The organism is Herminiimonas sp., assembly GCF_030655415.1.
The window spans coordinates 264,625-290,606 of record NZ_JAURVN010000015.1; the positions used below are offsets into that span (position 1 = coordinate 264,625).

A 25,982-nucleotide genomic window follows, 5' to 3' on the forward strand; every position below is an offset into this window, starting at 1 on the left:
GTCCTTAAAATCTTAACCGGCAGACCCTCTTTGCAAGCAGCACCACCAAACCCCTTAGTCAAAAATGAACGGTTCTTTTTGTTCACGATTGCCGGCATACAGTTCACGCACATTCTCGATTTCATGATCATGATGCCGCTCGGCCCGCAGCTGATCCGAGTCTTGCAGATTGACACCCATCAATTTGGTTTGTTGCTGTCGTCATACACGTTGACCGCTGCTGCTTCGAGCTTGCTGGCTGCTACTTATATCGATCGTTTTGACAGACGCAAGCTGATGCTGACGCTGTATGCCTTGTTCATCATTGCGACCTTGTGCTGCGGCCTTGCCCCCAATTACACCGCGCTGCTGATTGCGCGCGCATTGGCTGGTGCATTCGGCGGCATTTTAGGTGCGTTGGTACAAACGATGGTGGCTGACGTGATTCCATTTGAGCGTCGCGGCAAAGCAATGGGCACGGTGATGACGGCCTTCTCAATGTCGACAGTCGCAGGCGTGCCGCTCGGCTTGTTATTAGCATCAACCTTCACTGACCTCGGTTGGCGCGCGCCGTTCTTTTTCATCGTCTTGCTGGCGTCGACTTTCTGGCTGATCGGCTATAAATTATTGCCACATCTGACTGCACATTTACAAAACAAACGAGTTGGAAATGTTTTCCAGCAGTTGTTTGCCGTGGCCAAAGAACCTAGCCATTTAACTGCGTTCGCGTTCATCGCATTGATCATGATGGCGGGCTTTACGGTGATCCCGTATATCCCGATTTATTTGACCAGCAATGTCGGCATGACGGAATCGTTCATCACCGTGATTTATCTATGCGGCGGTGCTGCGACCTTCTTCACTTCGCAATTGATAGGCAGAATGTCGGACAAGCACGGCAAGCTGAAAATGTTCCGCTGGGTGGCGTTGGCATCGTTTATTCCCTTGCTGATCACCACGCATTTATTCCCGGTCGCATGGTGGCTGGTACTGATTAACTCAACGCTGTTCTTCATCCTCGTGCCTGGCCGCATGGTGCCGGGCATGGCGATGGTGAGCGCCGTGCCGGCAGCTCAAGTGCGCGGCACATTCATGAGTCTGGTGTCGTCGGTACAGATGTTGTCGTCAGGACTGGCGACGCTGGTGGCAGGCTTGATCATCACGCGTACACCCAGCGGACAAATCGACCATTACGATACGGTCGGCTATATTGCCGTCGCGTGCGGTGTACTCACGATATGGATTGCGCAACATCTACGTGTAGCCGGAACAGCTATCAAGGTCGCCGACAAACCTTAGTTGAAAGCAGCTTCAGGATTTGCCAGAAGGCTTGCGTTTTTTAACTGCTGTTTTTGCTGCAGTTTTGGTCGCGACTTTGGTTTTTTTCTGAGCGGCACCAGCTCCTGACTTTGCTGCGGATTTTTGAGCCGCAGTGGTGGCGGCTTTAGGAACTGGCTTGGTTGAAGCACCCTTCTGTTTCGCAGACGCTTCGTCAGCCATCACACTACTCACCGCTTGATTAAACTGCGTCTGTAACGCAGACCACCATGCTGTCGTTGCATCTGCAGCGGCATTCGCGTGCATGGGATTGGCGTCAGCGGCAGGCGTAGATTTTTGCGTATGTGCATAGTCAGGCTGAGCACTGCCCGCGGCGTTCTGAGCAGTATTGGATGTGCTGCCTGGTGAAACATTCGGCTTCATCTCAGCACCAAATGCCGCGCCCATTGCATTCAGCGTAGCGATCGTCGCACTTTGTACTTCCAGCGCTTGTATCGTCCCGCGCAGCATAGTCATGTTGACGTTGAGCCACGACTCGACCGCTTTCAAATCCGCTATCTGTTTATTGATTTCTTCCAGCGATAAAGTAGGCATGGCCATGCCTGGAATTCCTGTAGGGGTTTGCATGCCGCCCCACATGTTTTTAACGAACTCGAAGGTATCGGCCATCGCATCGAACCCTGGAAGGTTAGGCATATTGGGATTGTTGGATTGACTCATGCGACACCTCCGTAAAGACACGATGAAAAACCTGTGCTGCGAATTCAGCTTAGCAGAGAAAGATCCATACTAGCGCGCTGGCCTTTGCATGCGACAACTAGTCGGTAACGCCGTACTGGCGGCCGGTAGATACAGCTCTGTCTTGAAGCCGTAACCGCTGCCTTCGTTATCGAAGCGCGCACCATCCGCCGATTTTTTTCGCATCACCGATACGTACAAAGGCTGTATCAATTGATGATCGGCAGCACGCATGGTCGCATCATGAAATGCGTTGTGATAACGTGCGCCTTCCAGCGCTTTCGCCACTGCATTCGCTTCTGTCGTACCGGCTTTTTCAATCGCGGCAGCCAGCATCTCTATCATCACATGCATGCGCAATAATACGTAATCGTCCTTGGGCTGCGTGTAGCGCTGCAAAAAGCCTTGATAAAAGCGATCGCTAGGTGATTGTGCGACGCCAGCACCCGCATTCGGATGCCACTCTGCGACTGCCCGTACTTTATCCACGCCGGCATCGCCGATCGCGGCTGGCGCGCCCAAACTGTTGCCGTAAAAAGTATAGAACTTGGCGTTCAAGCCAAATTCTTTCGCGGCTTTTACCAACAAGGTCAGGTCGTTGCCCCAGTTGCCGGTGATTACGGCATCCGCGCCACTAGCTTTGATCTTGGCTATGTAAGGTGCGAAATCCTTGATCTTGCCTATTGGATGTAACTCATCACCGACGATTGCACTATCCGGGCGCTTGACGGCCAATTGACTGCGCGCGGTTTGCGCAACCATGCGGCCAAAGCTGTAATCCTGACCAATCAGATAAATACGTTTGGCGCGCAGGTCGCCTTTAATCACCTCAGTCAACGCATGCATCCGCATGTCGGCATTGGCATCGAAGCGAAAATGCCAGTAGCTGCATTTATCATTCGTCAAAGCCGGATCGACTGCGGAATAGTTGAGAAACAGCACACGATTATCGGGTGTGCGCTGATTGTGTTTATCGACCGCTTCGACCAATGCGCTGGCAATCGCAGAGCTATTGCCTTGCGCGACGAAGGCGATGTGTTTATCGGTCAACCGTTTGAATTCGATCAGCGATTCTTCAACACCTTGCTTGTTGTCGAAAATCTCCAGCGCGAGTGGGTGCCGACCATCCGGCAATTTGACGCCGCCGCGCGCATTGACGGCGGCTATCGCAAACTGCAAATTACGCGCAACCGCCTCACCTGCATTGGCAAATGGGCCGGACATACCTTCTATCATGCCGATACGGACAGGTTCTGCAGCACGCGCCGCAGTGACGGCGAAGCACATCAGGGCTGCGGCCAGAATTCTTTTACTTTGCATAATCAAGGAACACTTTCAAAGAACGCATTTTACGCGGCGCCCCTTGTCCTCGCTTGTGCACCGAATTGATGGTCTTGCGTTTACACTGCTGACATGACGATGGACCACCCCTTAGCCTCAGCACAAAACAAACGCGCATCGACACGCTTGCGCCGTTTGTCAGTATTGGTCGCGGCAGTCGTCTTGCATTTGATCACCATTAGCTGGTTCAGTGGTGCGCTTGTTTTTCCCAAACCATCAGCACCTGAAAACACAATGGTGATTGCAGCAACCTTGGAAGCACCGCCAGCAAAGCCGGTGATCAAGGCTGCAACACAAGCTGCCAGGCCTAAGCTTGCAGCACGCAAGACAACACCGCGCGTCGCGAAATCAGCTGTAATGCAGCCCGCGAATTCCGAATCCACAGCCGCTAAGGAGATCGTGCCTGCGCAAGCCGAGATCTCGCTCGCAGACCAACTCGCGGCACAAGAATATGAAGCGCAACCAGAGCCAGCATCAGATACAAAAGCCGTCGGCTACCAAATTGATTTACCACCTTCAGCCGACTTGAAATACGACGTACAAAAAATTTCAAAAGAAAGCCCGCCCATGTATGGCAGTGGCACCATCAGCTGGCATACCGACGGCAGCAAGTACACAGTGAACGGCGACTTTGGCGTACTGTTCATTACTGCACTGCGCTTTCAAAGTACCGGCGTGATTGAAGACATAGGTATCGCGCCCGAGCTCTATAGCGAAAAACGTTTTCGCAAGGCCGAAACCAATACGCACTTCCATCGTGAGCGCAACACAATCAGCTTTTCGTCTTCCACCTTGTCCTACCCGCGCACCGGCGGCGAACAGGATAGAGCCAGCATTGTTTGGCAACTGGCCGGCATAGGACGCGGCGATAGCGCTAAATTTATTGCGGGCAGCAGCATCGATCTATTTGTCGCCGGCACTCGCAATGCAGAAACCTGGCAAATTCTGATCATAGGTCAGGAAGACATTACGATAGACGGCGTCACCACACGCACCTGGCACATCGCGCGCGCGCCACGCGTTGGTTCGCACGAACAAAAGCTGGATATCTGGCTGGCGCCCGAGCAAAACTGGTATCCGGTACGCTTACGCTATACCGAAACTAACGGCGATTACCTCGACATGACGCTGACCAGCCTGAACGTTTCCGCAATACACTAGTCTGATCTTTTCAACCACTTGATATTTGGTGATTCAATGAACCAATTTGCTTCCAGATCTTTCCTTTCCCGCACTCTTTTAAGCGCGCTGTTTTTCTGCGCAGCAAGCGCCTCGCATGTTGGCACTTTTGCTCAAACCACAGCCAAGGCCGCGCTCAATCCGCCGCCATCCGCCGATCTTGAGTACAGCATCAATGCCAACCAAAAAGGCTTGCCACTGAATGGTTCTGCGGTGCTGCACTGGACCAACAGCAAAGATAAATACGCGATCAGTACTGAAACCCGCGCCATGCTGCTCGGCAAAATCCTCGAAGCAAAAAGCGAAGGTGCGATCGATGCATCCGGTTTGGCGCCGGCGACATCCACGGAGAAACGCTATCGCAAGGATGCGACCACCACCACGTTTAATCGCGAAACACGCAGCATTACCTTCAGCGCATCGGGCTCCAATTATCCGATCAAAGGTGGCGAGCAAGATCGCAATAGCGTGGTGTGGCAACTCGCAACCATTGCGCGCAGCATGCCAGCCAAATTCAAGTCAGGTGCCAGCATCCCTGTAGTAGTGGCAGGACAAAAAGATGCGGATGCCTGGACCTTTAAAGTGGGCAAAGCAGAAACCATCAAAACCCCATTTGGCGATTTGAAAACCATCAAAGTCAGCAAGGTCATCAAGGAAGATGACAAGGATCAGAAAATCGATATCTGGTTTGCATCCAGCAAGGAATGGTACCCAGTGCGGATCCGCTTTACCGAGCCATCTGGCGACTTTATCGAACAAACTATTTCCAAGATCACACCGCAATCCTGATCATCAAAAGATAGCCGCATCTTACGCGCCACCTTTACGCGCCTATAATTCGGCTATCGCTTTTCGATCAGCAAGGGAAACATGAATTCAGCAGATAGCGCACTGGTACTTTTCAGCGGCGGCCAAGACTCAACCACCTGTTTGGCATGGGCACTCGAACGCTACAGCAGAGTGGAAACCATAGGTTTCGACTACGGACAGCGCCATGCAATAGAGTTGACTGTACGTCCCACCGTTTTGCAAAAGTTGCGCGGCTTTTCTACTGAATGGGATAGCCGACTCGGCGAAGATCACATGATCGATCTGTCGCTGATTTCTAAAATATCCGATACCGCAATGACCAGCAATGTCGAGATAAAGATGATGGAGAACGGCTTGCCCAATACCTTCGTCCCTGGCCGCAATCTGCTGTTCATGACCGTTGCAGCCACCGTCACTTACCGACGCGGCTTGAACGTCTTGGTGGGTGGCATGTGCGAAACGGATTTCTCCGGCTACCCAGACTGCCGCGACGACACGATGAAAGCCTTGCAGGTCGCACTGAATCTCGGCATGGCTACTAATCTGCAGGTGGAAACGCCGTTGATGTGGATAGATAAGGCAAAGACATGGAAGATGGCGCAGGATTTAGGCGGCACCAACTTGGTCGATCTGATCCGCTCTGAAACACATACCTGTTATCTAGGTGAGCGCGGTGAATTGCATGATTGGGGCTATGGCTGCGGCACTTGTCCGGCGTGCGCCCTGCGCGCGCGCGGCTATGCTGAATTTGCTCTGAAATAATTCGGCGGCAAGCTTAGAAATTTGACGCTACCAATTTTTGTAGCCGTCCAATTACCTGACTGCAAAATTAATTCCCATCATTTTCACCACATCAAAAAAAGCCGCCTGGCGACGCATGTCGCCAGGCGGCTTTTTAATACCGATTTTTAGTATTGAGGGCGCATTACAGGCGCTGGCTGATATTCCGTTCCAGCAGGTTGAGGTGCCGGCACGATCGTTCGCGTTTCACGCAGGACACCACCACCATCGACACTGCCCGATACGGAGCCATCGCCCTGGATGCGACGTATGCAATCATCACGATCGGCTGGTGGCAAAACATTGCAGCGCTCTTGCGCGTTCTGCGACGAAATTGGACTGTCAGTCAGGTTGCCGCGCTTGGCTTCACCACGCGCCGCGCCAACTTCTCTCAGGCAAGTAGCACGATCCTGCTGGGTCTTTCCATTCATGCAAGCCGCACGCTCCTGCTGCGGATTGCCGCTCGCGTCAGCTGCGATGGCCGCTGTTGAAGCGAGGCCCATGCCGCCGACAAACATGGATATTGCCAATGCATATTTACTCGCATTGCATGCTTTATTTTGAAAAAATAACATGTCAGTCTCCCACTAGGAAAAACATCAGACTAGGTGCAAGCATCGCCCTTGTATGTGCGGTAACCGGCTTATCTTGAATCGAAATTGCGTGATGATGAGTAACAGATCAAATCAAAAGAACAAAACGCTAGTGTTCAGATTTCTAATGGAAATTATTTCAATGCACAATCATTTCATTCAATGACATACTTGCCACCTGACCTACCGACTACTTCACACGCACGCATCTTTTCGGCACACTGATGGCAATATTTTATTCAAAGAGACGCGATGAATTCACCTAAACCGCCACGTAAGCATTTTTCCATGTTGCGTGGCTTTCACCTCGCTGATTTCTTCACGCTCGGCAATGCGGCTTGCGGTGTCGCTGCGGTATTTTTCGCCATGCTGTACATGAACAGTCAGTCGCTCACGCATTTCTATTTGGCAGCAGCCATGGCGCCGGCAGCATTTATCTTCGATGTACTGGATGGAAAAATTGCGCGCTGGCGTCGCCAGCATTCTGCGATGGGGCGCGAACTGGATTCGCTTGCCGATGTGATTTCATTCGGCCTCGCGCCAGTAACCTTGGGTTTCGCAGCCGGCTTGACGGGCGTTTGGGATTGGGTCGCGATGATCTATTTCGTATGCTGCGGCGTCAGTCGTCTTGCACGCTACAACGTCACTGCGGAAGAATTGTCCGAGGGCGCAGATAAAGTCGCTTATTTTGAAGGAACGCCGATTCCAACCAGCGTTGTCATCACAGGTATTTTGGCGTGGTTGGCATCGCAAGGTCGTATTGGCAGCGAAATTTACGGCAACATCATCATGCTCGGTCCTTGGGAGTTTCATCCCTTCGCATTGTTGTTTGTGTTATCGGGCAGCTTGATGATCAGCAAAACGCTGCACATACCGAAATTCTAGAGCGCTTTAAAATTTACAACCGATAGATCAGCGCCGCAATGACTACTGCAGCGGCTGACGCTGCAGTGATCGTATCCAGCAAGTCCATAAGGCATCTCCATCGTTTGATTGCGCTGTGAATCTGTATTCAGTCTGCACCACACAGAATCAGATTCATGACGCTTCAGCTTACGCATGGAGCGCATCATTTCAAACGAAGGCTTTCTTCCTTGCTTATGAAGAAAAGAAATATCAAGTAGAAATGTAACAAGGCGTAAATGAATTGGCGTATCAGGCGGAATAACTTTTCAATACGCTTTGCAATCACGCTTCGTGCTTGCAAAGGGGAGCCACCATGAATACAAAATTAATCGCAATCGCCGCCGTTTTATTCTGCAATGTTGCATTTTCGCAACCAGCTGCAGGAACAGACGTGCGCCGTGCCGCAGCCGAAAATACAGCAGCCCGTAATACAGCAGCGGCGCAGAAAAGCATTACTAAATCACAAGCCAAAGCAGCGAAATTGGTGCGTGTCGTGGAAAATTTTGAAAGAATCGACACCAACAAGGATGGCCTCGTAAGCCGCCAGGAATTACGCCTATACGCGCTCTCCACCCGTCGTCATGTGCCGATGACCTGATTCAGGTCTGCTTTAACGTCTTTGCTTGCTGCTTGTTTGGCGGCAAGGCCGCTTATTCCATAAGCCGCTGGTTTTACCCTCGCTTACGCGAAAATCTTCTATACGCAAGCCTCCCCGATTATCAAAAATACATGCTGCACCCCAGCATCACTGATTGAAAAATCAGTTGCTGTAACTCGTCTATGGCATTCTTAGGCACGATCACAAAACGAGCCAGAAACGCATCACTGCGTAAATGTGGCCACCTAGGGGAGACAACATGTTTGGTTCTTTGCGTGTATTAATTGTCGGTCTGATTTCTGCAGGTTTTTTCTGCCAGGTTTATGCAGAAGATGGCGTGACCGATACCAAAATTTTGATCGGTCAAACGATAGGTCTGACCGGCACCATTGCAGCGCCGGTTAAAGAAATGAATGAAGGCGCAAACGCCTACATCACCAGCGTGAATAGTCGCGGTGGCGTTAATGGTCGAAAGATCGAGTTACTCACACTTGACGACAAATTCGACGCCAAACTGGCGGCCACCAATGCTGAAACCCTGGTGAAGAAGGAGCATGTATTTGCTCTATTCCAGAATCGCGGCACACCACTGACAGAAGCGATGCTGCCTATACTCGCCGCAAACAGAGTGCCACTGATTGCGCCCAGTACCGGCGCGACGATTTTTCATTTCCCGGTAAATCCTTTGATTTTCAACGTGCGCGCAAAGTATCAGGATGAAGTGAAAAAAGGCGTCGAACATTTCACTACTATCGGAGCCACCAAAATCGGCTTGTTGCATGTCGATGATTCGTTTGGTAAAGACGGATTGGCAGGCTTTGTCAGCGCAATGAATGATCGCAGCTTGATTCCCGCCGTCATTACCTCGTTCCCGCGTGTCAAACCAGATTTCGCAGCGACCGTAGATGCCATCGTCAAGGCAAATCCAAATGCCTTGATCATCGTTAGCTCATCCGCTCACACAGTTGAACTCATCAAGGCCATCCGCGCAAAAGGCAGCATGGTGCAGATCATGACCTTGTCGAATAACTCTTCACAATCATTCGTGCAGGATTTGGGGCCAGCCGGTACCGGCGTGATCGTCTCGCAAATTACACCGGCACCAAATTCGTCCACAACAGGGCTGGGTAAAGAATTCATGGCGCTTGCCAAAGCCAGCAACATCACCATGTCGTACGCAGCGATGGAAGGCTTCGTGGCCGCCAAGGTGTTGGTGGAAGGATTGAAACGCGCTGGCCGAAATCTGACACGCGACGGCTTCGTACGTGCAATGGAATCGATGCAGAAATTTGATCTGGGTGGTTTGATGATCAGCTACACCGCTACCGATCACACGGGTAGCGAGTTCGTCGAGATGACGATGATCACCAAAGACGGTCGCTTCATCCGCTAAAAATGAGCTCGCTGCGCGATTAGATCGAGGTCTTTATTTCATCGATCGCGGCAGCCACTGCCTTCACCCGCGCCTCACGAATCGCTTCGGGAATACGACCGGCTTGATCCGGATAACGCTGCTGCGTCAGCGCGGCAACCTCACCGCCATTGACCGTTTGCGCAGCGCTTAATGCCTTTTGCAAATAAGCATTTTGTGGAAACGGTTTTTCTTCAAAGCCTGTGCGGCCACGATGGTCGCATTCAGATGCCTGCAACATATCAATGAATCGTTGCGGCTTGCGGAAAGCATCGCAACGTTCGAACAGCGTCACGATGGTCGCAGCGCGCAGTTCTAAAGCTCGGCCGATATTGCCATGTTCACGCGCAGTCATCAGCGCCAGATCGCGACAATCATTCGGAATTTTCAAACGCTGGCAAACTGCATCGACCAGCTTTGCGCTATGCATTTCGTGGGCATGATGCTTGGGCCACAGCTCCGGCGGAGTCACACCCTTTCCCAGATCATGCAGTAACGCAGCACACCGTATTGGCAACGATAGATTTTGTCGTGCGGCGTAATCGACCACCATCATCACATGCACGCCAGTATCGATTTCAGGATGATGCAATGCTGGTTGCGGTACGCCCCACAAGATATCCAGCTCCGGCAAGATACGCTTCAAAGCTCCGCAATCACGCAATACCGCAAACATGCGCGAAGGCTGTTGCTCCATCAAACCGCGCGCCAGTTCTTGCCATACGCGCTCGGGCACCAAGGCATCAACCTCGCCGGCGGCAACCATTTCCTGCATCAAGGTATTGGTTTCCGCTGCAACCGAAAACTGTGGAAAGCGCGCCGCAAAACGGGCCACGCGAAGTATGCGCACAGGGTCTTCTGCAAACGCCGGCGATACATGCCGGAAAATATGTTGCGCAAGATCCTGCTTGCCGTTGAAGGGATCAACAATGACGCCATCTGCATCTTTGGCCATCGCATTAACGGTCAGATCGCGACGGATTAAATCTTCTTCCAGCGTGACCTCAGCATCGGTATGAAATACGAAGCCGTTGTAGCCAGGTGCCGTCTTGCGTTCGGTGCGCGCCAGTGCATATTCTGCGTGCGTAACAGGATGAAGAAATACGGGGAAATCCTTGCCGACTGGCGTGTAGCCTTGCGCGATCATCTGCTCCGGCGTAGCGCCGACCACCACGTAATCGCGATCCTTGACGGCGACGCCAAGCAACTCATCCCGCACTGCGCCGCCAACGATATAGGTTTTCATTTCAGGGCTATGCGATTCGAATGGGATTAGTCGGGATAGACGTCGTATTTTTCAATATGCGCCGTTTCTGCCAGCGCACCGCTTATCCATTGCGCGACGGCCGGATGCGCAGCAACGCGTTCAACATAGGCGTCGAGTGCAGGGCCGAGTACGACTTCATAAGTACGGAAGCGCATGACTACCGGTGCAAAGTAAGCGTCAGCTATCGAGAACTCGCCGAACAAAAATTCGCTAGGGCCGGACAAGGCAAGACAGGTTTCCCAGATCTCGCTGATGCGCCCGATATCGGCTTGCGCATCGATCGTGCGACCTTTGCCAGGAAACTTGGCTCGTATATTCATCCACATCGCCGAACGCACACCGGTAAAACCAGAATGCATTTCCGCACAAATCGAACGTGCCAACGCGCGCGCCGCGACATCCTCTGGCCACATTTTCTTTTCAGGAAATTGCTCCGCCAGATATTCGCAAATCGCCAGCGAATCCCAAATCGTGGTTTCACCCGCCAGCAAAATTGGTACGCGACCAGCGGATGAATAATGTGCAATCTGTGCTGTCGTATCAGAACGATCCAGCAGCAGAGAAATTTCCTGGAATGGAATATTGAATGCAGTCATCGCGACCCATGGGCGCATGGACCACGACGAATAATTTTTATTCGCGATCACGAGCTTGAGGCCACTCTTTTCGGCATTGCCAAGCGTTTGCGAAAGCGTAGGATCAAGTTCTGTGGTTTGCATAAATGTGGGCGAGAAAAATATTCGTGATCGGATGATGTATGTTCCGGCATCCAAGATGCCGGAACAGGTAATTCGCTTTTACGGCAAATCGGTTGGCACAAAAGAAGCCGGTGCCACAGTACCTAAGCGCGCTTTCAATGACTGCGGTTTGCCTTCGAACATCGCCGCATAATAAGTCGCATTCGATAAAACTTTTTTCACATAGTCGCGCGTTTCAGAAAACGGAATCGACTCGGCAAAAATTGCACCCTCGACTTGGCGCGGCAGAGTCGAACGCCATGAACGTGGACGTCCAGGACCTGCGTTATAGGCCGCTGTTGCCATGGTTTGCGAACCCTCAAGATCGGTCAGCACCATATTCAGATAGCTAGTACCGAGCAAAATATTCGTTTCGATTTCATTCACTTGAGTATGTGCAAAATCTGTCATGCCGATTTTTTTTGCGACATACTTTGCGGTGGCTGGCATCAGTTGCATCAAACCCGAAGCGCCTACATGCGAGCGCGCATTCATGATGAAACGCGACTCTTGCCGAATCAGGCCGTAGACCCAAGCCATTTCCATCCCTTGACGTTGCGTATTGGCACGCATGATGTCGCGATACGGTGTTGGGAAACGTTGCGTGAAATCGAACTCGGCCTTGGTGCGGTCTGAGGTGTTGACCATACGATCCAGCACATCGCTGCGACGCGCGAATTCTGCCGCGGCCAAGAGCTGTCTATCATTCATCTTGCGCAGTTCCCAGTTCCACTCGCGATAGCCTTCGAAACGCAAATCCAGGTCGAAGAACTTAAGTGCGCGACGAAAGCCCGCATTGGTCACCATAGGTGCGATCTCTTCATCTGTAACCGGTAATGCGCGTGGTGGCACCGTGATTTTTTGACCCAGTTCTTCCAATGACAACTGACCATAAAAATTGGTTTGTGGTGCTAGCAACTGAAAGCGCGCATTTGCCGCTTCGATCTTGCCATCCTCGCGCAAGGCACGCGCCAGCCAATAAGTCCACGCTGCATCATCACGCAAAGATGCAGGCATCGCTTCGATACCAGATTGCACCAACTTCCAGTCACCGGCCCGTAAGGCTGCGCGGATTTTCCATTGATGCGCTTCCAGCGATAGCGGTGCGTTGCCAGCCTTGCGCCAGTATTGAACTGCTTCCGGCGCCAGCTTCATCGATGCTTGATAAGCAATTTGCGCCCATGCAAATGCTTCCTGCTTTTTGCTCAACAACAAAGTATTGTTCGACAATACATCGGCAGCTTGTGCCGGATTGTTTCTGGCGATACGCCCCAAAGCAACGACATACACTTCATGGCGTACACGACGGAATCCAACGCCACGTGCAACGATGGATGCAGGTTTATCCATAGCGGCGACCAGTGAGCCGTCTTCAATGCCGGTCAATGGTACAAAGCGGCGCACATAATCAGTGGAACCGGTATCGGATGCGAGGCGGATCTGCGCCCACAAATCATCTTCATCAAACTGTTTGGTTTCCATCAAGGTTGTAATCAATGCGATACAGCCTTCGCCAAAATCCTTGGGAACGTTCAGCAAGGCGCGCGCTTCATCGGCGACTTTAATGCCCTTTAATGCTTTCGACATCAAGGCATAGCATTTCACTTGCGTATCGTCATTCAACTGAAATTGCGGATACTGTTCATCGAAAGTGACCCAGTCGCGCTTTCTGCCGAGATCAAGCAACCAGTCATTGCGCAAACGATCAGCAATCGCGCTACCGTTATAGCGCGCCAAATAAGCTTGCAACTCGGCTGGTGAAGCATCCTTGAGACGCGCTTTCAGTTGATAATAATCAACGTAGGATGGAATCGGATAATTGCCCAGATTGGCTGCAATATCAGCAGCACGACCGGCATCATTACGGCGAGAAGCATCGCGCAATGCCAGAAAAGCATCGTCATCACTGGCAAAACCTGCTGAGCGTTTTTGCGCATGCGCAGCCGGCAAAAGACATGCCGCCGACATCGCGACCATCACAATACGAGAAAATAATTTATTCGAAAGCATCAATTTCATAACCCTTTTTTTGACCCGCTTATACTGTGCATAGCTGCTAGCAGCGCGATACACATCAACGATAACTAGAATAGCACGCGATTCCTTCAAATCCTTAGCCTATCCCATGCAAAACAAGAGCGAATTACGACAACTTTTACTCACAGCGCGCAATGCAATCTCTGCCGAGCAAAAACTGCTTTGGGATAAGCAACTAGGTGAAAAAATCATGGCATGGTGGTCTATACACCGGGTGCACAGCCTCGGCGTGTATTGGCCTATGCGCGGCGAACCTGATCTGAATGCGGCTTATGCAATGCTCACCGAACTAGGCGTGCAACTCGCATTGCCCGTAGTTGTGAGTGACAATGCACCGTTAAAGTTCTATCCATGGACGCCGGGCGATGCTGTGATCAAGGATAGATATGGCGCGGCGGTACCGACAGAGCTGCATACGGAACTGTTGCCGCAAGCCTTGCTCATCCCTTGCGTGGGCTTCAATCCGCAACGCTTTCGTCTGGGTTACGGCGGCGGTTTTTATGATCGGACCTTGGCCACACTACCGCGACCACAGACGATAGGCGTCGCCTACGCAAATGCGGAAACCACGTTTGCAGCGGATCCATATGACGTTGCGCTGGATATGGTGATGACGCCATCGACAACGTTTTAAAATAATCAGATATAAAAAAAGCCGCATACGCGGCTTTTTCTTTTTGCATCTATACGTTCAAATTATTTCTGTGACAAGTTCAAACGACTCCAGATCGCGTGCGTAGCGGCAGCCTGATTCAAGGTGTAGAAATGCAAACCTGGCGCACCACCAGCTAACAAACGCTCGCACAAATCCGTCACGACATCCAAACCAAATGCCTTGATCGAATCGGTGTCGTCGTTGTAACTAGCCAGCTTCAAACGTATCCAGCGTGGGATTTCTGCGCCGCACATATCCGAGAAACGCATCAGTTGCGTGTAATTGGTAATCGGCATAATGCCAGCCGTTACCGGTATGTCGGCACCTGCTTTACGCGCATCCTCAACAAAACGGAAGTAAGCATCCGCATTGTAGAAATATTGCGTGATCGCAGAGTTGGCACCGGCCTTGACCTTGCGCGCAAAGCTGGCGATATCGTCACTTGGCGACTTGGCCTGCGGATGCATTTCCGGATAAGCGCCTACTTCGATATGGAACCAATCGCCAGTTTCAGCGCGTATGAATTCGACCAGTTCATTCGCGTAATGAAATTCGCTGGAAGATGCATCCATCGCGCCATAACCACTAGGCAAATCTCCACGCAAGGCAACGATGCGCTTGATGTCATGCGATTTGTATTCCTGCAAAATCGAGCGCAGGCTTTCACGCGAACTACCGAGGCAGGAAAGATGCGGTGCGGCGTCGTGACCTGCGCCACGAATTTCCAATACCGTATCAAGCGTACCGTGTTGCGTCGAACCACCAGCACCGAAGGTGACCGAAAAATACTTGGGATTCAGTTCGGCCAGCTTGGCGCACGTGACGCGCAATTTTTCCACGCCGACCGGAGTCTTGGGCGGAAAAAATTCTATGCTGAAATTCTGTTGTTTCATTTTTCTTTAAGTATGAGCGCGGACAATATCCACGAGATGACGCTATACAAAATCGCTCCGCCCACCGCCGACCAAAAACCGGCAACGTGGAAGCCGCCCACCATTTGCGAGACTGCCCAGAACATCAAACCATTGATGACGAAGATAAACAAACCCAGCGTCAAAAAGGTGACCGGCAAAGTCAGCAAAACAAGTATGGGACGTATCAGTGCGTTCACCAATCCCAGCACCAGCGCAGCAATAATCGCCGTGCCTACGCTGTCGACCGTGATCGACGACATCAGATAAGGGAGCGCAAACAGCGCCGCTGCATTGATTGCCCAGATTAACAATAAGCGCATGTGATTTCTCCTCAAATATTATTCAGGGAATGGCCGCGCCATCATCAAGATGATGAATGGAACGACACGACAACACCTATCAAACATTTGCTCTAAAGCAGCGATGCTTACACAGCAAGCCTGACGCAATTAGTCAGGCTGCTGTGATTTTCTATTACAGTTTCTTAGTAACGATAGTGCTCTGGCTTGTACGGACCAACTTGCGCAACGCCAATGTAATCAGCTTGCTCAGTGGTCAGTGTCGTCAATTGTGCATTGAGTTTTTTCAATTGCAAACGGGCGACTTTTTCATCCAGATGTTTAGGCAAAGTGTAGACGCCGACTGGATAATTCTTGGTGTTGGCATACAACTCGATTTGCGCGATCGTTTGATTAGCGAACGACGAGCTCATCACGTACGAAGGATGGCCAGTACCGCAACCCAGATTTACCAAACGGCCTTCAGCCAGCAAGATGATGCGTTTGCCGTCAGGGAAAATCACGTGATCAACTTGCGGCTTGATGTTATCCCATGTGTATTGTTTCAACGCAGCGACTTCGATTTCATTGTCGAAGTGACCGATGTTGCAGACAATCGCCTGGTCTTTCATCTTCTTCATGTGATCGTGTGTGATGACATGATAGTTGCCGGTGCAAGTAACGAAGATGTCGCCGTGCTCAACCGCGTAATCCATCGTCACAACGCGATAACCTTCCATCGCTGCCTGCAATGCGCAGATAGGATCGATTTCGGTCACCCAGACTTGTGCCGACAATGCGCGCATCGCTTGAGCTGAACCTTTGCCGACGTCACCGTAACCGGCGATGACTGCAACTTTACCGGCGATCATGACGTCGGTCGCGCGTTTGATACCGTCGACCAGCGATTCACGGCAGCCGTACAGATTGTCGAACTTGGATTTGGTAACTGAATCGTTGACATTGATCGCTGGGAAAGCCAATTTGCCGTCTTTATGCATTTGATACAAACGATGCACACCGGTGGTGGTTTCTTCAGTCACGCCGAGGATTTCTGGCAGACGTTTCGAATACCAGCTTGCATCGATGGCCAGATGTTTTTTGATCGAATTGAACAGGCAGATTTCTTCTTCCGAACCTGGGTTGTTCAAAACAGATATATCTTTTTCAGCACGGGTACCGAGATGCAACAACAAGGTTGCATCGCCGCCATCATCCAGAATCATGTTCGAATAAACCGGTGCGCCTTTAGCGTCGTTCGGCCATTCAAAAATGCGGTGCGTATATTCCCAGTAGTCATCTAGCGTTTCGCCTTTGACAGCGAATACAGCTGTGCCGGCAGCAGCGATTGCAGCAGCTGCATGATCTTGTGTCGAATAGATATTGCACGATGCCCAACGCACTTGTGCGCCCAGTGCTTCCAGCGTCTGGATCAACACGGCGGTTTGAATCGTCATGTGGATAGAACCGGTGATGCGTGCGCCTTTCAAAGGCTGTGCAGCGGCGAATTCTTCGCGAATTGCCATCAAACCAGGCATTTCGGTTTCGGCGATTTTGATTTCCTTGTCACCCCAAACAGACAGGGACAAGTCGGCGATAACGTAATCGGTGAATTTAGTAGAGGTAGTCATTGGCTGCGGCGTTTATCACGCCCTCCTTTCGTTAGAAAAAAAGAAACGTGAGCGCAGTTGCTGGTGTTGACCGCATCAAGCCTGGTAGATCGAGAGATCTATCGCAACGCTCCTTGATGCGGCTGCTATTTTAAACGAAAAATTGATTCGCGACCATGCTCGACTCCGGGAATTTACTTTTTGGGCGCAGTCGTGTCAGGTAGCGAAACCGAGTGCACGCCGGGCGCAGTTGACTGGGATTCAACATTTTCCTTGATCCAGCCCAGCATATCTATCCAGATACGCCTGACCTCAGCTTCAGGCGGCATTTTTTGTGCATTCGGCAATTCTATCGTGATCACCGGCACGTTCTTGTGCACGCCGCTGTAATTGCCCAACGATCCGGGATAAACACCAACGCGATTCAGTAACAAGCGGCCGAACTTGCGTGGCGGCTGCGCCGGACCATCGAAATCCAGTACGCCAAAAGGCGCATGCACCGAGATAATTACATCCGGTTTGAAGGCGTGCATTTCATCCTCAACCCAACGACTTTCCGGCTCTGACAAAGGTGAATTGCCGGGAAAACGACGCGGATCAGCACGCGTGCGTGCTTGCCAATATTTAGGCGCTTCCTTGTCCCAATCAGGTGTTGGGAAATTGCGATTCAGATCGACGCCGTTGGCGTTCATACGCATGGCTTTTTTCGCCAGCAGACCATCAGGATTCACCACCGGCATAATGCGCCAATCTATGCGCTGCGCCGCCGGGCCGTTCATGCTATCTACCCAGCGATACACGATCGCTGCCGACGTTAGTTCATCGCCGTGTATGCCTCCCATCAGCAGCACGCGCAAAGGCGGTTTCTTTTTATTGCGATTGAGTGCAGGCACATCTTTGGCGAGCAAGGGAAAACCTTGTAGCGAATAACGTCCAGTCGGGACGAAGCCGCCTTTCACACACATGGCTTTGTTGACAGTCGGCATGCGTGTAATCAAGCGATCGCACAATTCGCCAGACTTCGAGGCAACTGCGTTTTCAGCATGCGTGGAAAACGGCAAGGCCAGCGTGCATACCGTCGCCATGAAAATAGTCCACTTACCAATCAAGCTTGAAACGCGCATCGAGAAACCTTGAAAAGAAAAAAAGCCGGCCAACCCGACAGGGTTGATCCGGCTACGCACAATTAAAGACTGAAATTAAAGTCCTGCTGCTGCGCGCAATGCTGCTGCCTTGTCGGTACGTTCCCAGGTGAACTCTGGTTCTTCGCGACCGAAGTGACCGTAGGCTGCAGTTTTTTGATAAATCGGACGCAACAGATCCAGCATTTGCACGATGCCTTTTGGACGCAGGTCGAAATGCTCGAGCACCAATTGCGCGATTTTTTCATCGCTGATTTTGCCTGTACCAAATGTTGTGACCATCACCGAGGTTGGTTTAGCCACGCCAATTGCGTACGAAATCTGAATCTGCGCGCGCTCTGCCAAACCAGCTGCGACAATATTTTTCGCAACATAACGGCCAGCGTAAGCAGCGGAACGATCGACCTTCGATGGATCCTTGCCGGAGAACGCGCCGCCACCGTGTGGAGCTGCGCCGCCGTAGGTGTCAACGATGATTTTACGACCGGTCAAACCGCAATCGCCTTGCGGACCGCCGATGACGAAACGACCTGTTGGATTGACCAGGAAACGTGTGTCTTTCAACCATTCAGCCGGTACGACAGGTTTGATGATGCTTTCAATGACAGCTTCTTCGATGTCTTTGTGTTGCATTTCTGGAGCGTGCTGCGTCGACAATACGATGGTGTCAATCGACACTGGACGGCCATCAACATAACGCAAGGTGACTTGCGATTTTGCATCCGGACGCAGCCATGGCAAACGACCATCTTTGCGCAATTCTGATTGGCGCTCAACGATGCGGTGCGCATAGTGAATCGCGGCCGGCATCAATTCTGCCGTTTCGTCGCAAGCATAACCAAACATCAAGCCTTGATCGCCAGCGCCTTGATCGAGATCAATACCTGCGCCTTCATCGACACCTTGTGCGATGTCTGGCGATTGCTTGTCGTATGCGACCAAAACTGCGCAGCTTTTGTAATCGATACCGTAATCAGCGTTGTCGTAACCGATACGCTTGATGGTTTGACGCGCGACTTCGATGTAATCGACGTTGGCAAACGTGGTGATTTCACCAGCCAAAACAACCAGGCCAGTGTTGCAAAGAGTTTCAGCCGCTACGCGCGCTTTTGGGTCTTGCTGGAAAATTGCATCGAGGATCGCGTCGGAGATTTGATCGGCAACCTTATCAGGGTGGCCTTCAGAGACGGATTCGGAGGTGAACAAAAAATCATTAGCCATCGCAGGGTCTTTCTATAGTTGGTTGGATGTCGCGGTCAACTAAGTGAGCCTGCGACGCTTTAGCGAAATTTATATACCGTCTCGCAAGTTGTCATTAACTCGGCGGTTGCTGCTTTGTGCTATTTTACGCCTCTTGAAATAAATCGGCAAAGTCTCTTGTGAGATAGGGTCGAATCCTCCAAAAAATCGCATGCTCGTCCTCACTTTCCGCCTGTTATCTTTTTTGCCTTTGCCACTTTTGCATGCAATTGGCAGCGCGCTCGGTTGGGCTGTTTATCTTTCCTCATCAAAATACCGTAGCCGCCTGCAAGAAAATATTCAACAAGCGGGTTTTGGCGAGCATTTATCGGCTGCCGTTGCCGAAGCCGGCAAGAACATGCTGGAGTTGCCCTTCGTCTGGTGCGCATCCCCACAGCGCGTACTCAAGTCTATTCAAGTCGACAATTGGAATGTGGTCGAAGCCGCACAAGAGGCCAAGCGCGGCATTATATTTTTGACGCCACATCTAGGTTGCTTTGAAATATCAGCCCAGGTTGCTGCCGCTAAATTGCCACTGACTGTTTTATATCGCCCGCCTAAGCAGGAAGCATTAAAGCCGCTGATCGAAGATGCGCGCACGCGCCACAATCTGTCTTTGGCTCCTGCAAATTTGAGCGGCGTACGCAGCCTGTTCAAAGTATTGAAACGTAACGGCGCCATCGGCTTGCTGCCGGACCAGGTCCCGCAAAATGGTGAAGGCGTGTGGGCTGATTTCTTTGGCAAACCTGCGTACACCATGACCTTGCCAGCCAAGATGCTGGAAATGACAGGCGCCGCGATGATATTGGCATTCGCCGAACGTCTGCCACGCGGCCAAGGTTATCGCTTGCATCTGCAGTCATTCACGATGAAAGCAGACCTCAGCCCTGAACAACAAGTACGCGCCATCAATGCCGCAATGGAAAAACTAATCGCGCTCTGCCCTGCACAATATTTCTGGAGCTATAACCATTACAAAGTGCCAGCTGGCGTTGCAGCTCCAAGTGAATCGCAAACCGCCAATCCAGACAAGGACCTCGCATGAGATTGATGGTCATCTTGATGTGGCTACTGCATTGGTTTCCCTTACCAGTGATTGCCCGTTTGGGCGAAGCCATCGGCAGTCTGCTGTTTGTTTACAAGAAAAAACGGCGCCGCATTACGCTGATTAATCTCGAATTATGTTTTCCTGAATGGACTGCAGAAGAACGCCAGCGCATTGCGAAAAAACATTTCCAGTATTACGCGCGCAGCGTGCTGGAACGCGGCATTTTGTGGTGGGGATCTGAAGCACGTTTGCGCAGATTGATCATAGTTGAACCCTCCGTACCGCTGGCTGAAATCAATGCCAGCCCGACTATTCTTTTGTGCCCGCATTTCGTCAGCCTGGATGTCGCCGGCGTCGCGGTGATGCTGGAATCTTCGTTGTGCTCTATCTATACACAACAATTGAATCCGGTCTTCGATGAAGTATTGCGCAAGGGCCGTTCGCGCTTTCGTCCGGTCAAATTATTTTCGCGCAGCGATGGCGTCAAACCCATTATCCGCGCCATGCGCGAACATCTGCCTTTCTTCATGTTGCCGGATATGGATTTTGGCGAGAAGGATGCAGAGTTCGTTCCTTTCTTCGGGATTCCCGCAGCTACGTTGACCGCTCCCGCGCGCATCGCGGCAGCAACTAATGCCAAAGTAATTCCGGTGGTCGCCACTTATTTGCCGAATTACCGCGGCTGGACTATCAAGTTTTACCCGGCTTGGGAAAACTTCCCGGGCGATGACGTCACCGCAGCGACGCGCACGATGAACGCATTCATCGAAGACCGCGCGCGTGAAGCGCCAGCCGAATATTTCTGGACACACAAGCGCTTCAAAACGCGTCCAGCAGGAGAAACCAGCTTCTACGAATCCATTACATCGGATGAAGTGCCTCCTGCTTACTAAGCAATGCATGAATGCGAATACGTGCAGGCATTTTTACCATGCACGGTCAGCGGCTTTATAATCGAAAAATGAAAATCAAATTCACAAAAATGCATGGCGCCGGCAACGATTTCGTTGTCATCGATGCCATCAATCAAGCCATCGATTTCACGCCAACGCAATGGCAATATCTGGCAGACCGTCGCTTTGGCGTCGGTGCCGATCAAATGCTGGTGGTCGAAAAACCGCAGGCAGCGGGCGTTGATTTTCGCTATCGGATCTATAACGCCGATGGCGGCGAAGTCGAGCAATGCGGTAACGGCGCGCGCGCTTTCGTCAAGTTTGTCACCGACAAAAAACTGACGAACAAACATGCGATCAAGGTAGAAACCATGTCCGGCATTATCGAGCCGCGGCTGGAAGCGAATGGTCAGATCACGGTTGATATGGGCCCGCCGATTTTGACGCCGGAAGACGTACCTTTCAACACCACCGATTTGCTCTGCAAAGCAGATGGCGACGAAACCTTGTGGCCGCTGGATATCAAAGGTGAGACCTACTGGATCGCTGCATTGTCTATGGGCAATCCGCATGCAGTGCAAGTTGTGGCCGATGTCGAAACCGCGCCGGTGCGCGAAGACGGCGTCTTGATCGAGCATCACCCGCGCTTTCCAAAACGCGTCAACGTAGGCTTCATGCAAGTCATCGACACCCATCAAATCAAATTGCGCGTGTTTGAACGTGGCGCCGGCGAAACATTGGCTTGCGGCACCGGCGCTTGTGCGGCGGTGGTTTCCGGCATTCGACGTGGCTTGTTGACATCACCAGTCAAGGTACAAACCCGCGGCGGTGAATTATCGATAGCATGGGCTGGCAGCTCATCGCCGGTCTTGCTGACCGGCCCGGCCGTCACGGTATTCGAAGGCGAAATCGAACTTTAGAATTCAACCTTAATCGACATCAGCAGAATTGCTTGCCAAGCGCCGATGTCGGTTAAAATCATCGCAAATTAGCCGAACATCGATCGCAAATCCGCACGATGTCGATTTGGCGCTTTTGCCCACAGTTTTCTCTATTCAAACAAGACACATGACATCTCCACTGGACTCCAACGCCGTTGCCGACTACTTGCTGAACACTCCGCATTTTTTTGAAGAACATGCTGAAGTATTGGCACAGGTAAAACTGTCTAGCCCACTCGGCGGCCGCACCTTGTCTTTGCAAGAACGACAAATGGATGTGATGCGCGAAAAGTTCAAGATCATGGAAATGCGCATGGCTGATTTGATCCGCATCGGCCAAGAGAACGATCAAATTTCACACAAGTTTCATGCATGGACGCGCTCGCTGTTATTAGCACGCAACGATGTCGATCTGCCGCACACATTGACGACCGGTTTGCAAAACGCGTTCTCTGTGCCGCACGTCACTTTACGTTTGTGGGGCGTGTCCGAAGAATTCGCACACACATGGTTTGCGGCGCCGGTTTCTGCAGATTCACGTTTGTTCTCGAACGGCTTGACCGTGCCTTTCTGCGGCAGCAACAACGATTTTGAAGCGGCTTCATGGTTGGAAGATGCGCCGTCAATTCAATCGCTGGCCTTGCTGCCTTTGCGTTTGGATGATGCGACTGAAGCCTTCGGTTTGCTGGTGCTCGGCTCATCCGATCCACATCGTTTCACTTCGGATATGGCGACTGACTTTTTGACCAACATTGGTCAAACCGCCAGCGCTGCGCTGTCGAGTTTGCTCGACTAAATCCCATCGTGAGCGTTGCAGGCAATCAGGCTTATCTGGATGGTTATCTCGATAACCTGATCAGCCAGCGACAATTGTCGCCGCTCACCGTCACCAGCTATAGACGCGATTTGCTTGAATTGCTCGCGCTGGCGACCGCAACTGACGGCACCGCATCTCTCTCAGCTGTCACTCATTTCCAGGTCAGAAAATTCGCCGCTCAATTACATGCGCATGGTTTGAACGCGCGCTCGATTGCACGCAAGCTTTCTGCATGGCGCGGCTTCTTCAACTGGCTATCTGAACAAAACGCGATTACGTCGAATCCGGTCGATGGCATCAAGGCACCGAAGCGCACCAAACCCTTGCCGAAAGCGTTGGCAGCCGACGATGCGGTGCGCCTGGTAGCAGAAACCAGTCCAGGGAAAAATGCAGACTCCGCGATGCAGCAATGCAATCACGCGATGTTTGAATTACTGTATTCCAGCGGCTTGCGCGTTTCAGAACTGGTCGGACTAGACTTTAGATATGCCAAGGAAAAAAACTACGTTTCCGCAGGCTGGATAGATTTCGATGCACACGAAGTCATGGTTACCGGCAAAGGTAACAAGATGCGCAGCGTGCCTATCGGGCAAGCGGCGATAGACGCACTCAAGTCATGGCTGGCGATACGCGACACCTTGGTAAAACTCGATCCACATCCGCTGTTCTTGAGTGAGCGTGGCACACGTGTGTCAGCGCGCGTGGTTCAACTGCGTCTGAAAGCGCATGCTCAGGCGGTTGGCTTACCTATGGATGTGCATCCGCATGTGCTGCGGCACTCTTTTGCTTCGCATGTTTTGCAATCATCCGGCGACTTGCGCGCTGTGCAGGAAATGCTAGGTCATGCGTCCATTTCAGCTACACAAATTTATACCTCGCTGGATTTTCAAAGACTGGCGCAGGTCTACGACGCGGCGCATCCACGCGCCAAGAAAAAGATCTAGCAAACATTCTGACAGGCCGGCGATACCGGCAACCCACCAAAGCCAGACTTTACAAGAAACAGGTATATTGCAACTCAATTGCAAATTGCGGCATAATCTGCGCATCACTTCATCACTGCATCATCATGAAAAAATCCACCGCTCCAGATTTGCTGGCATTGGCTGAAAGCCAGTTACGTACCACCTCAGTGCGCGCCACCGATGCACGCATCAAGGTGCTGGCCGCATTGCTGGGCGCGCGTTATGCTTTTTCGCATCAGGACATACAAGACACGCTGCTCGAGATGGACAGAGTCACGCTGTACCGCGCCCTGGATAGCCTGACCGACGCGGGATTGGCGCACAAGATCGCTGGCGATGATCGCGTGTTCCGCTATAACGCCGGCATGGAAGAAATCGCACACGGCAAACATCCGACGCAACAACATCAGCACGGTCACTTCAAATGTACGCGTTGCGCCAAGGTGTTTTGCATCGATAACGTCGATGAACAATTGCTGGCACCGGACGCTAAACAGAACATCAACCCATCGGCTGCAACCTTGCGCCAGCAATTACAAAAGGTTTTGCAAAGCACGCTGGGTAAAGGCTTTCAAAGCCACGAGATAGAACTGACCATCAAGGGGTTTTGCGCCGACTGCGCCGCACATTAAATACACAGTGGTAATTCAGCTCACGATTCAATAGCTCATTTGAACCAACGCTTTTAACGCAAGAATTAAAACTCATGGCACTCATTCCTACTACCATCCTGACCGGCTTTCTGGGCGCAGGCAAAACCACGCTGCTCAATCGCATTCTGCAAGAGCCACACGGCTTCAAGATTGCGGTGATTGAAAACGAATTCGGCCAGGAAAATATCGACAACGAAATCCTGGTGCAGGATGGCACCGAGCAAATCGTCGAGATGAACAATGGTTGCATTTGCTGCACCGTGCGTGGCGACTTGATCGTCGCACTGACTGCATTGGCGCAACGTCGTCGTGATGGTGAGCTGCAATTCGATCACGTCGTCATCGAAACCACAGGGCTCGCCAATCCCGGCCCGGTCGCGCAAACTTTTTTCATCGATGAAGAAGTAGCAGCCGACTATCTGGTCGATGCCATCATCACCGTGGTCGATGCCAAGCATGCGATGCACCAACTCGACACCTATGAAGAAGCACAACGCCAGGTAGGTTTCGCCGACAAATTGCTGTTATCCAAAACAGATCTGGTGAGCGCAGACGAATTAAAGATGTTGACCGAACGCATCAAACGCATCAATCCGCGTGCACCGATCAGCACTATCGATTTCGGCAAAGTAGTAATCGCTGACGTGCTGGACCTGCGCGGCTTCAACCTGAACGACAAACTGGAAATCGATCCCGACTTCATCGCGGCCGAAGAACATGCACACGATCACGAGCATCACGACCACTCCTGCGATGCCGCCTGCACTCACGATGGCGACGATGCGCACCATCATCATGACCACCATCACGGCCATCACAGCGATAACATCGCCGCTTTCGTATTCAAGAGCGACAGACCATTCAATACCGAGAAGCTGGATGAATTCCTCGGCGGTATCGTGCAGGTTTTCGGGCCGCGCATGTTGCGCTATAAAGGTGTCTTGTGGATGGATGGCGCTGACCGCAAAGTGGTCTTCCAAGGCGTGCACCAGATCATGGGCACCGACATAGGCGGCAAGTGGGGCGAGGATGAAATCCGCTCTAACAAAATGGTATTTATCGGACAGAATCTGCCAAAAGAAACTTTTATTTACGGATTGGAACAATGTTTGGTATAAACTAGCCCAGTTTTTAGCTCAGGATAGAGCGGCCGGGGCGATGCGAAAGGCATTA

Annotated in this window: 26 protein-coding genes and 1 riboswitch; of the genes, 15 read left to right on the forward strand and 11 right to left on the reverse strand. The window is 51.7% G+C overall.

Translation table 11 applies throughout. The features are described 5' to 3' along the window. Positions 1 to 78: 78 nt before the first annotated feature. Positions 79 to 1,278, forward strand: a complete 1,200-nt coding sequence (locus Q7T66_RS14065; RefSeq protein ID WP_304933951.1) for an MFS transporter — start codon at positions 79 to 81, stop codon at positions 1,276 to 1,278. A gap of 12 nt (positions 1,279 to 1,290) precedes the next feature. On the opposite strand, the gene Q7T66_RS14060 is transcribed toward Q7T66_RS14065, so the two are convergent. Both Q7T66_RS14060 and Q7T66_RS14055 read right to left on the reverse strand, forming a co-directional pair. Continuing rightward, a complete protein-coding gene (locus Q7T66_RS14060; RefSeq protein WP_304933950.1) occupies positions 1,291 to 1,977 on the reverse strand; it encodes a PhaM family polyhydroxyalkanoate granule multifunctional regulatory protein in 687 nt (228 codons plus the stop codon). 69 nt (positions 1,978 to 2,046) lie between these two features. After that, on the reverse strand, positions 2,047 to 3,315 hold the full coding sequence (locus Q7T66_RS14055; RefSeq protein ID WP_304933949.1) for a branched-chain amino acid ABC transporter substrate-binding protein: 1,269 nt from the start codon (positions 3,313 to 3,315) through the stop codon (positions 2,047 to 2,049). A gap of 93 nt (positions 3,316 to 3,408) precedes the next feature. On the opposite strand from Q7T66_RS14055, the gene Q7T66_RS14050 reads away from it, so the two are divergent. The 3 genes from Q7T66_RS14050 to queC all read left to right on the forward strand — a co-directional run bounded on the left by Q7T66_RS14050 (position 3,409) and on the right by queC (position 6,087). Next, positions 3,409 to 4,497 (forward strand): DUF3108 domain-containing protein, encoded by a 1,089-nt coding sequence (locus Q7T66_RS14050; RefSeq protein WP_304933948.1) that lies wholly within the window; start codon positions 3,409 to 3,411, stop codon positions 4,495 to 4,497. A gap of 36 nt (positions 4,498 to 4,533) precedes the next feature. After that, entirely contained in the window at positions 4,534 to 5,304 is a 771-nt protein-coding gene (locus tag Q7T66_RS14045) for a DUF3108 domain-containing protein (RefSeq protein ID WP_304933947.1), read from the forward strand. 81 nt (positions 5,305 to 5,385) lie between these two features. Next, complete coding sequence (gene queC / locus Q7T66_RS14040) at positions 5,386 to 6,087, forward strand: 7-cyano-7-deazaguanine synthase QueC (protein ID WP_304933946.1); 702 nt, start codon at positions 5,386 to 5,388, stop codon at positions 6,085 to 6,087. A gap of 146 nt (positions 6,088 to 6,233) precedes the next feature. On the opposite strand, the gene Q7T66_RS14035 is transcribed toward queC, so the two are convergent. Further along, entirely contained in the window at positions 6,234 to 6,680 is a 447-nt protein-coding gene (locus Q7T66_RS14035) for a hypothetical protein (protein ID WP_304933945.1), read from the reverse strand. A gap of 270 nt (positions 6,681 to 6,950) precedes the next feature. Here Q7T66_RS14035 and Q7T66_RS14030 point away from each other — a divergent pair, with 270 nt between their 5' ends. From Q7T66_RS14030 to Q7T66_RS14020, 3 genes are all read left to right on the forward strand, one after another. After that, a complete protein-coding gene (locus Q7T66_RS14030) occupies positions 6,951 to 7,583 on the forward strand; it encodes a phosphatidylcholine/phosphatidylserine synthase (RefSeq protein ID WP_304933944.1) in 633 nt (210 codons plus the stop codon). A 334-nt stretch (positions 7,584 to 7,917) separates the two neighbouring features. Beyond that, positions 7,918 to 8,202, forward strand: a complete 285-nt coding sequence (locus Q7T66_RS14025) for an EF-hand domain-containing protein (RefSeq protein WP_304933943.1) — start codon at positions 7,918 to 7,920, stop codon at positions 8,200 to 8,202. Between the two features lie 259 nt (positions 8,203 to 8,461). After that, positions 8,462 to 9,595 carry an ABC transporter substrate-binding protein gene (locus tag Q7T66_RS14020; protein ID WP_304933942.1) on the forward strand — a complete coding sequence of 378 codons (1,134 nt, stop codon included), beginning with the start codon at positions 8,462 to 8,464 and terminating at the stop codon, positions 9,593 to 9,595. A 19-nt stretch (positions 9,596 to 9,614) separates the two neighbouring features. Here Q7T66_RS14020 and Q7T66_RS14015 read toward each other — a convergent pair whose 3' ends face one another. From Q7T66_RS14015 to Q7T66_RS14005, 3 genes are all read right to left on the reverse strand, one after another. Beyond that, positions 9,615 to 10,859 (reverse strand): multifunctional CCA addition/repair protein, encoded by a 1,245-nt coding sequence (locus Q7T66_RS14015; protein ID WP_304933941.1) that lies wholly within the window; start codon positions 10,857 to 10,859, stop codon positions 9,615 to 9,617. A gap of 26 nt (positions 10,860 to 10,885) precedes the next feature. Continuing rightward, the gene (locus tag Q7T66_RS14010; RefSeq protein ID WP_304933940.1) at positions 10,886 to 11,599 is read right to left on the reverse strand and encodes a glutathione S-transferase family protein; all 714 of its coding nucleotides are present in this window, start codon (positions 11,597 to 11,599) and stop codon (positions 10,886 to 10,888) included. A 78-nt stretch (positions 11,600 to 11,677) separates the two neighbouring features. Beyond that, on the reverse strand, positions 11,678 to 13,627 hold the full coding sequence (locus Q7T66_RS14005) for a lytic transglycosylase domain-containing protein (protein ID WP_304933996.1): 1,950 nt from the start codon (positions 13,625 to 13,627) through the stop codon (positions 11,678 to 11,680). Positions 13,628 to 13,742: 115 nt separating this feature from the next. Here Q7T66_RS14005 and Q7T66_RS14000 point away from each other — a divergent pair, with 115 nt between their 5' ends. Beyond that, a complete protein-coding gene (locus tag Q7T66_RS14000) occupies positions 13,743 to 14,288 on the forward strand; it encodes a 5-formyltetrahydrofolate cyclo-ligase (protein ID WP_304933939.1) in 546 nt (181 codons plus the stop codon). Positions 14,289 to 14,350: 62 nt separating this feature from the next. Here the strand turns inward: Q7T66_RS14000 and metF are convergent, their stop codons facing one another. The 5 genes from metF to metK all read right to left on the reverse strand — a co-directional run bounded on the left by metF (position 14,351) and on the right by metK (position 19,474). Continuing rightward, positions 14,351 to 15,202 (reverse strand): methylenetetrahydrofolate reductase [NAD(P)H], encoded by an 852-nt coding sequence (gene metF / locus Q7T66_RS13995; protein ID WP_304933938.1) that lies wholly within the window; start codon positions 15,200 to 15,202, stop codon positions 14,351 to 14,353. Further along, entirely contained in the window at positions 15,199 to 15,543 is a 345-nt protein-coding gene (locus tag Q7T66_RS13990; RefSeq protein ID WP_304933937.1) for a phage holin family protein, read from the reverse strand. Before Q7T66_RS13990 ends, metF begins: the two co-directional genes overlap by 4 nt. Before the next feature lie 164 nt (positions 15,544 to 15,707). Beyond that, on the reverse strand, positions 15,708 to 17,132 hold the full coding sequence (gene ahcY / locus Q7T66_RS13985; RefSeq protein ID WP_304933936.1) for an adenosylhomocysteinase: 1,425 nt from the start codon (positions 17,130 to 17,132) through the stop codon (positions 15,708 to 15,710). 42 nt (positions 17,133 to 17,174) lie between these two features. Next, positions 17,175 to 17,253: riboswitch (S-adenosyl-L-homocysteine riboswitch) on the reverse strand. A gap of 52 nt (positions 17,254 to 17,305) precedes the next feature. Continuing rightward, on the reverse strand, positions 17,306 to 18,235 hold the full coding sequence (locus tag Q7T66_RS13980; protein WP_304933935.1) for a M14 family zinc carboxypeptidase: 930 nt from the start codon (positions 18,233 to 18,235) through the stop codon (positions 17,306 to 17,308). Positions 18,236 to 18,310: 75 nt separating this feature from the next. Beyond that, positions 18,311 to 19,474, reverse strand: coding sequence for a methionine adenosyltransferase (gene metK / locus Q7T66_RS13975; protein ID WP_112990751.1), 1,164 nt, complete (start codon positions 19,472 to 19,474; stop codon positions 18,311 to 18,313). Positions 19,475 to 19,664: 190 nt separating this feature from the next. Between metK and Q7T66_RS13970 the strand changes: the two genes are divergently transcribed. From Q7T66_RS13970 to Q7T66_RS13940, 7 genes are all read left to right on the forward strand, one after another. Continuing rightward, on the forward strand, positions 19,665 to 20,537 hold the full coding sequence (locus Q7T66_RS13970) for a lysophospholipid acyltransferase family protein (RefSeq protein ID WP_304933934.1): 873 nt from the start codon (positions 19,665 to 19,667) through the stop codon (positions 20,535 to 20,537). After that, a complete protein-coding gene (locus Q7T66_RS13965) occupies positions 20,534 to 21,433 on the forward strand; it encodes a lipid A biosynthesis acyltransferase (protein ID WP_304933933.1) in 900 nt (299 codons plus the stop codon). The genes Q7T66_RS13970 and Q7T66_RS13965 overlap by 4 nt, the downstream gene beginning before the upstream one ends. Positions 21,434 to 21,501: 68 nt before the next feature. Next, entirely contained in the window at positions 21,502 to 22,353 is an 852-nt protein-coding gene (gene dapF, locus Q7T66_RS13960) for a diaminopimelate epimerase (RefSeq protein ID WP_304933932.1), read from the forward strand. 148 nt (positions 22,354 to 22,501) lie between these two features. Continuing rightward, positions 22,502 to 23,170: a DUF484 family protein gene (locus Q7T66_RS13955; RefSeq protein ID WP_304933931.1), complete on the forward strand. Its 669-nt coding sequence runs from the start codon at positions 22,502 to 22,504 to the stop codon at positions 23,168 to 23,170. Between the two features lie 8 nt (positions 23,171 to 23,178). Then, positions 23,179 to 24,135 carry a tyrosine recombinase XerC gene (gene xerC / locus Q7T66_RS13950; RefSeq protein WP_304933930.1) on the forward strand — a complete coding sequence of 319 codons (957 nt, stop codon included), beginning with the start codon at positions 23,179 to 23,181 and terminating at the stop codon, positions 24,133 to 24,135. A gap of 125 nt (positions 24,136 to 24,260) precedes the next feature. Then, positions 24,261 to 24,788 carry a Fur family transcriptional regulator gene (locus tag Q7T66_RS13945; RefSeq protein ID WP_304933929.1) on the forward strand — a complete coding sequence of 176 codons (528 nt, stop codon included), beginning with the start codon at positions 24,261 to 24,263 and terminating at the stop codon, positions 24,786 to 24,788. 74 nt (positions 24,789 to 24,862) lie between these two features. Next, on the forward strand, positions 24,863 to 25,927 hold the full coding sequence (locus Q7T66_RS13940) for a GTP-binding protein (RefSeq protein ID WP_304933928.1): 1,065 nt from the start codon (positions 24,863 to 24,865) through the stop codon (positions 25,925 to 25,927). Positions 25,928 to 25,982 lie beyond the last annotated feature (55 nt).

Coding starts and splice junctions, on each gene's coding strand:
- Q7T66_RS14060 (WP_304933950.1), bottom strand. CDS start 1,977: ATGAGTCAATCCAACAATCCCAATATGCCTAACCTTCCAGGGTTCGAT.
- Q7T66_RS14055 (WP_304933949.1), bottom strand. CDS start 3,315: ATGCAAAGTAAAAGAATTCTGGCCGCAGCCCTGATGTGCTTCGCCGTC.
- Q7T66_RS14050 (WP_304933948.1), top strand. CDS start 3,409: ATGACGATGGACCACCCCTTAGCCTCAGCACAAAACAAACGCGCATCG.
- Q7T66_RS14045 (WP_304933947.1), top strand. CDS start 4,534: ATGAACCAATTTGCTTCCAGATCTTTCCTTTCCCGCACTCTTTTAAGC.
- queC (WP_304933946.1), top strand. CDS start 5,386: ATGAATTCAGCAGATAGCGCACTGGTACTTTTCAGCGGCGGCCAAGAC.
- Q7T66_RS14035 (WP_304933945.1), bottom strand. CDS start 6,680: ATGTTATTTTTTCAAAATAAAGCATGCAATGCGAGTAAATATGCATTG.
- Q7T66_RS14030 (WP_304933944.1), top strand. CDS start 6,951: ATGAATTCACCTAAACCGCCACGTAAGCATTTTTCCATGTTGCGTGGC.
- Q7T66_RS14025 (WP_304933943.1), top strand. CDS start 7,918: ATGAATACAAAATTAATCGCAATCGCCGCCGTTTTATTCTGCAATGTT.
- Q7T66_RS14020 (WP_304933942.1), top strand. CDS start 8,462: ATGTTTGGTTCTTTGCGTGTATTAATTGTCGGTCTGATTTCTGCAGGT.
- Q7T66_RS14015 (WP_304933941.1), bottom strand. CDS start 10,859: ATGAAAACCTATATCGTTGGCGGCGCAGTGCGGGATGAGTTGCTTGGC.
- Q7T66_RS14010 (WP_304933940.1), bottom strand. CDS start 11,599: ATGCAAACCACAGAACTTGATCCTACGCTTTCGCAAACGCTTGGCAAT.
- Q7T66_RS14005 (WP_304933996.1), bottom strand. CDS start 13,627: ATGCTTTCGAATAAATTATTTTCTCGTATTGTGATGGTCGCGATGTCG.
- Q7T66_RS14000 (WP_304933939.1), top strand. CDS start 13,743: ATGCAAAACAAGAGCGAATTACGACAACTTTTACTCACAGCGCGCAAT.
- metF (WP_304933938.1), bottom strand. CDS start 15,202: ATGAAACAACAGAATTTCAGCATAGAATTTTTTCCGCCCAAGACTCCG.
- Q7T66_RS13990 (WP_304933937.1), bottom strand. CDS start 15,543: ATGCGCTTATTGTTAATCTGGGCAATCAATGCAGCGGCGCTGTTTGCG.
- ahcY (WP_304933936.1), bottom strand. CDS start 17,132: ATGACTACCTCTACTAAATTCACCGATTACGTTATCGCCGACTTGTCC.
- Q7T66_RS13980 (WP_304933935.1), bottom strand. CDS start 18,235: ATGCGCGTTTCAAGCTTGATTGGTAAGTGGACTATTTTCATGGCGACG.
- metK (WP_112990751.1), bottom strand. CDS start 19,474: ATGGCTAATGATTTTTTGTTCACCTCCGAATCCGTCTCTGAAGGCCAC.
- Q7T66_RS13970 (WP_304933934.1), top strand. CDS start 19,665: ATGCTCGTCCTCACTTTCCGCCTGTTATCTTTTTTGCCTTTGCCACTT.
- Q7T66_RS13965 (WP_304933933.1), top strand. CDS start 20,534: ATGAGATTGATGGTCATCTTGATGTGGCTACTGCATTGGTTTCCCTTA.
- dapF (WP_304933932.1), top strand. CDS start 21,502: ATGAAAATCAAATTCACAAAAATGCATGGCGCCGGCAACGATTTCGTT.
- Q7T66_RS13955 (WP_304933931.1), top strand. CDS start 22,502: ATGACATCTCCACTGGACTCCAACGCCGTTGCCGACTACTTGCTGAAC.
- Q7T66_RS13945 (WP_304933929.1), top strand. CDS start 24,261: ATGAAAAAATCCACCGCTCCAGATTTGCTGGCATTGGCTGAAAGCCAG.
- Q7T66_RS13940 (WP_304933928.1), top strand. CDS start 24,863: ATGGCACTCATTCCTACTACCATCCTGACCGGCTTTCTGGGCGCAGGC.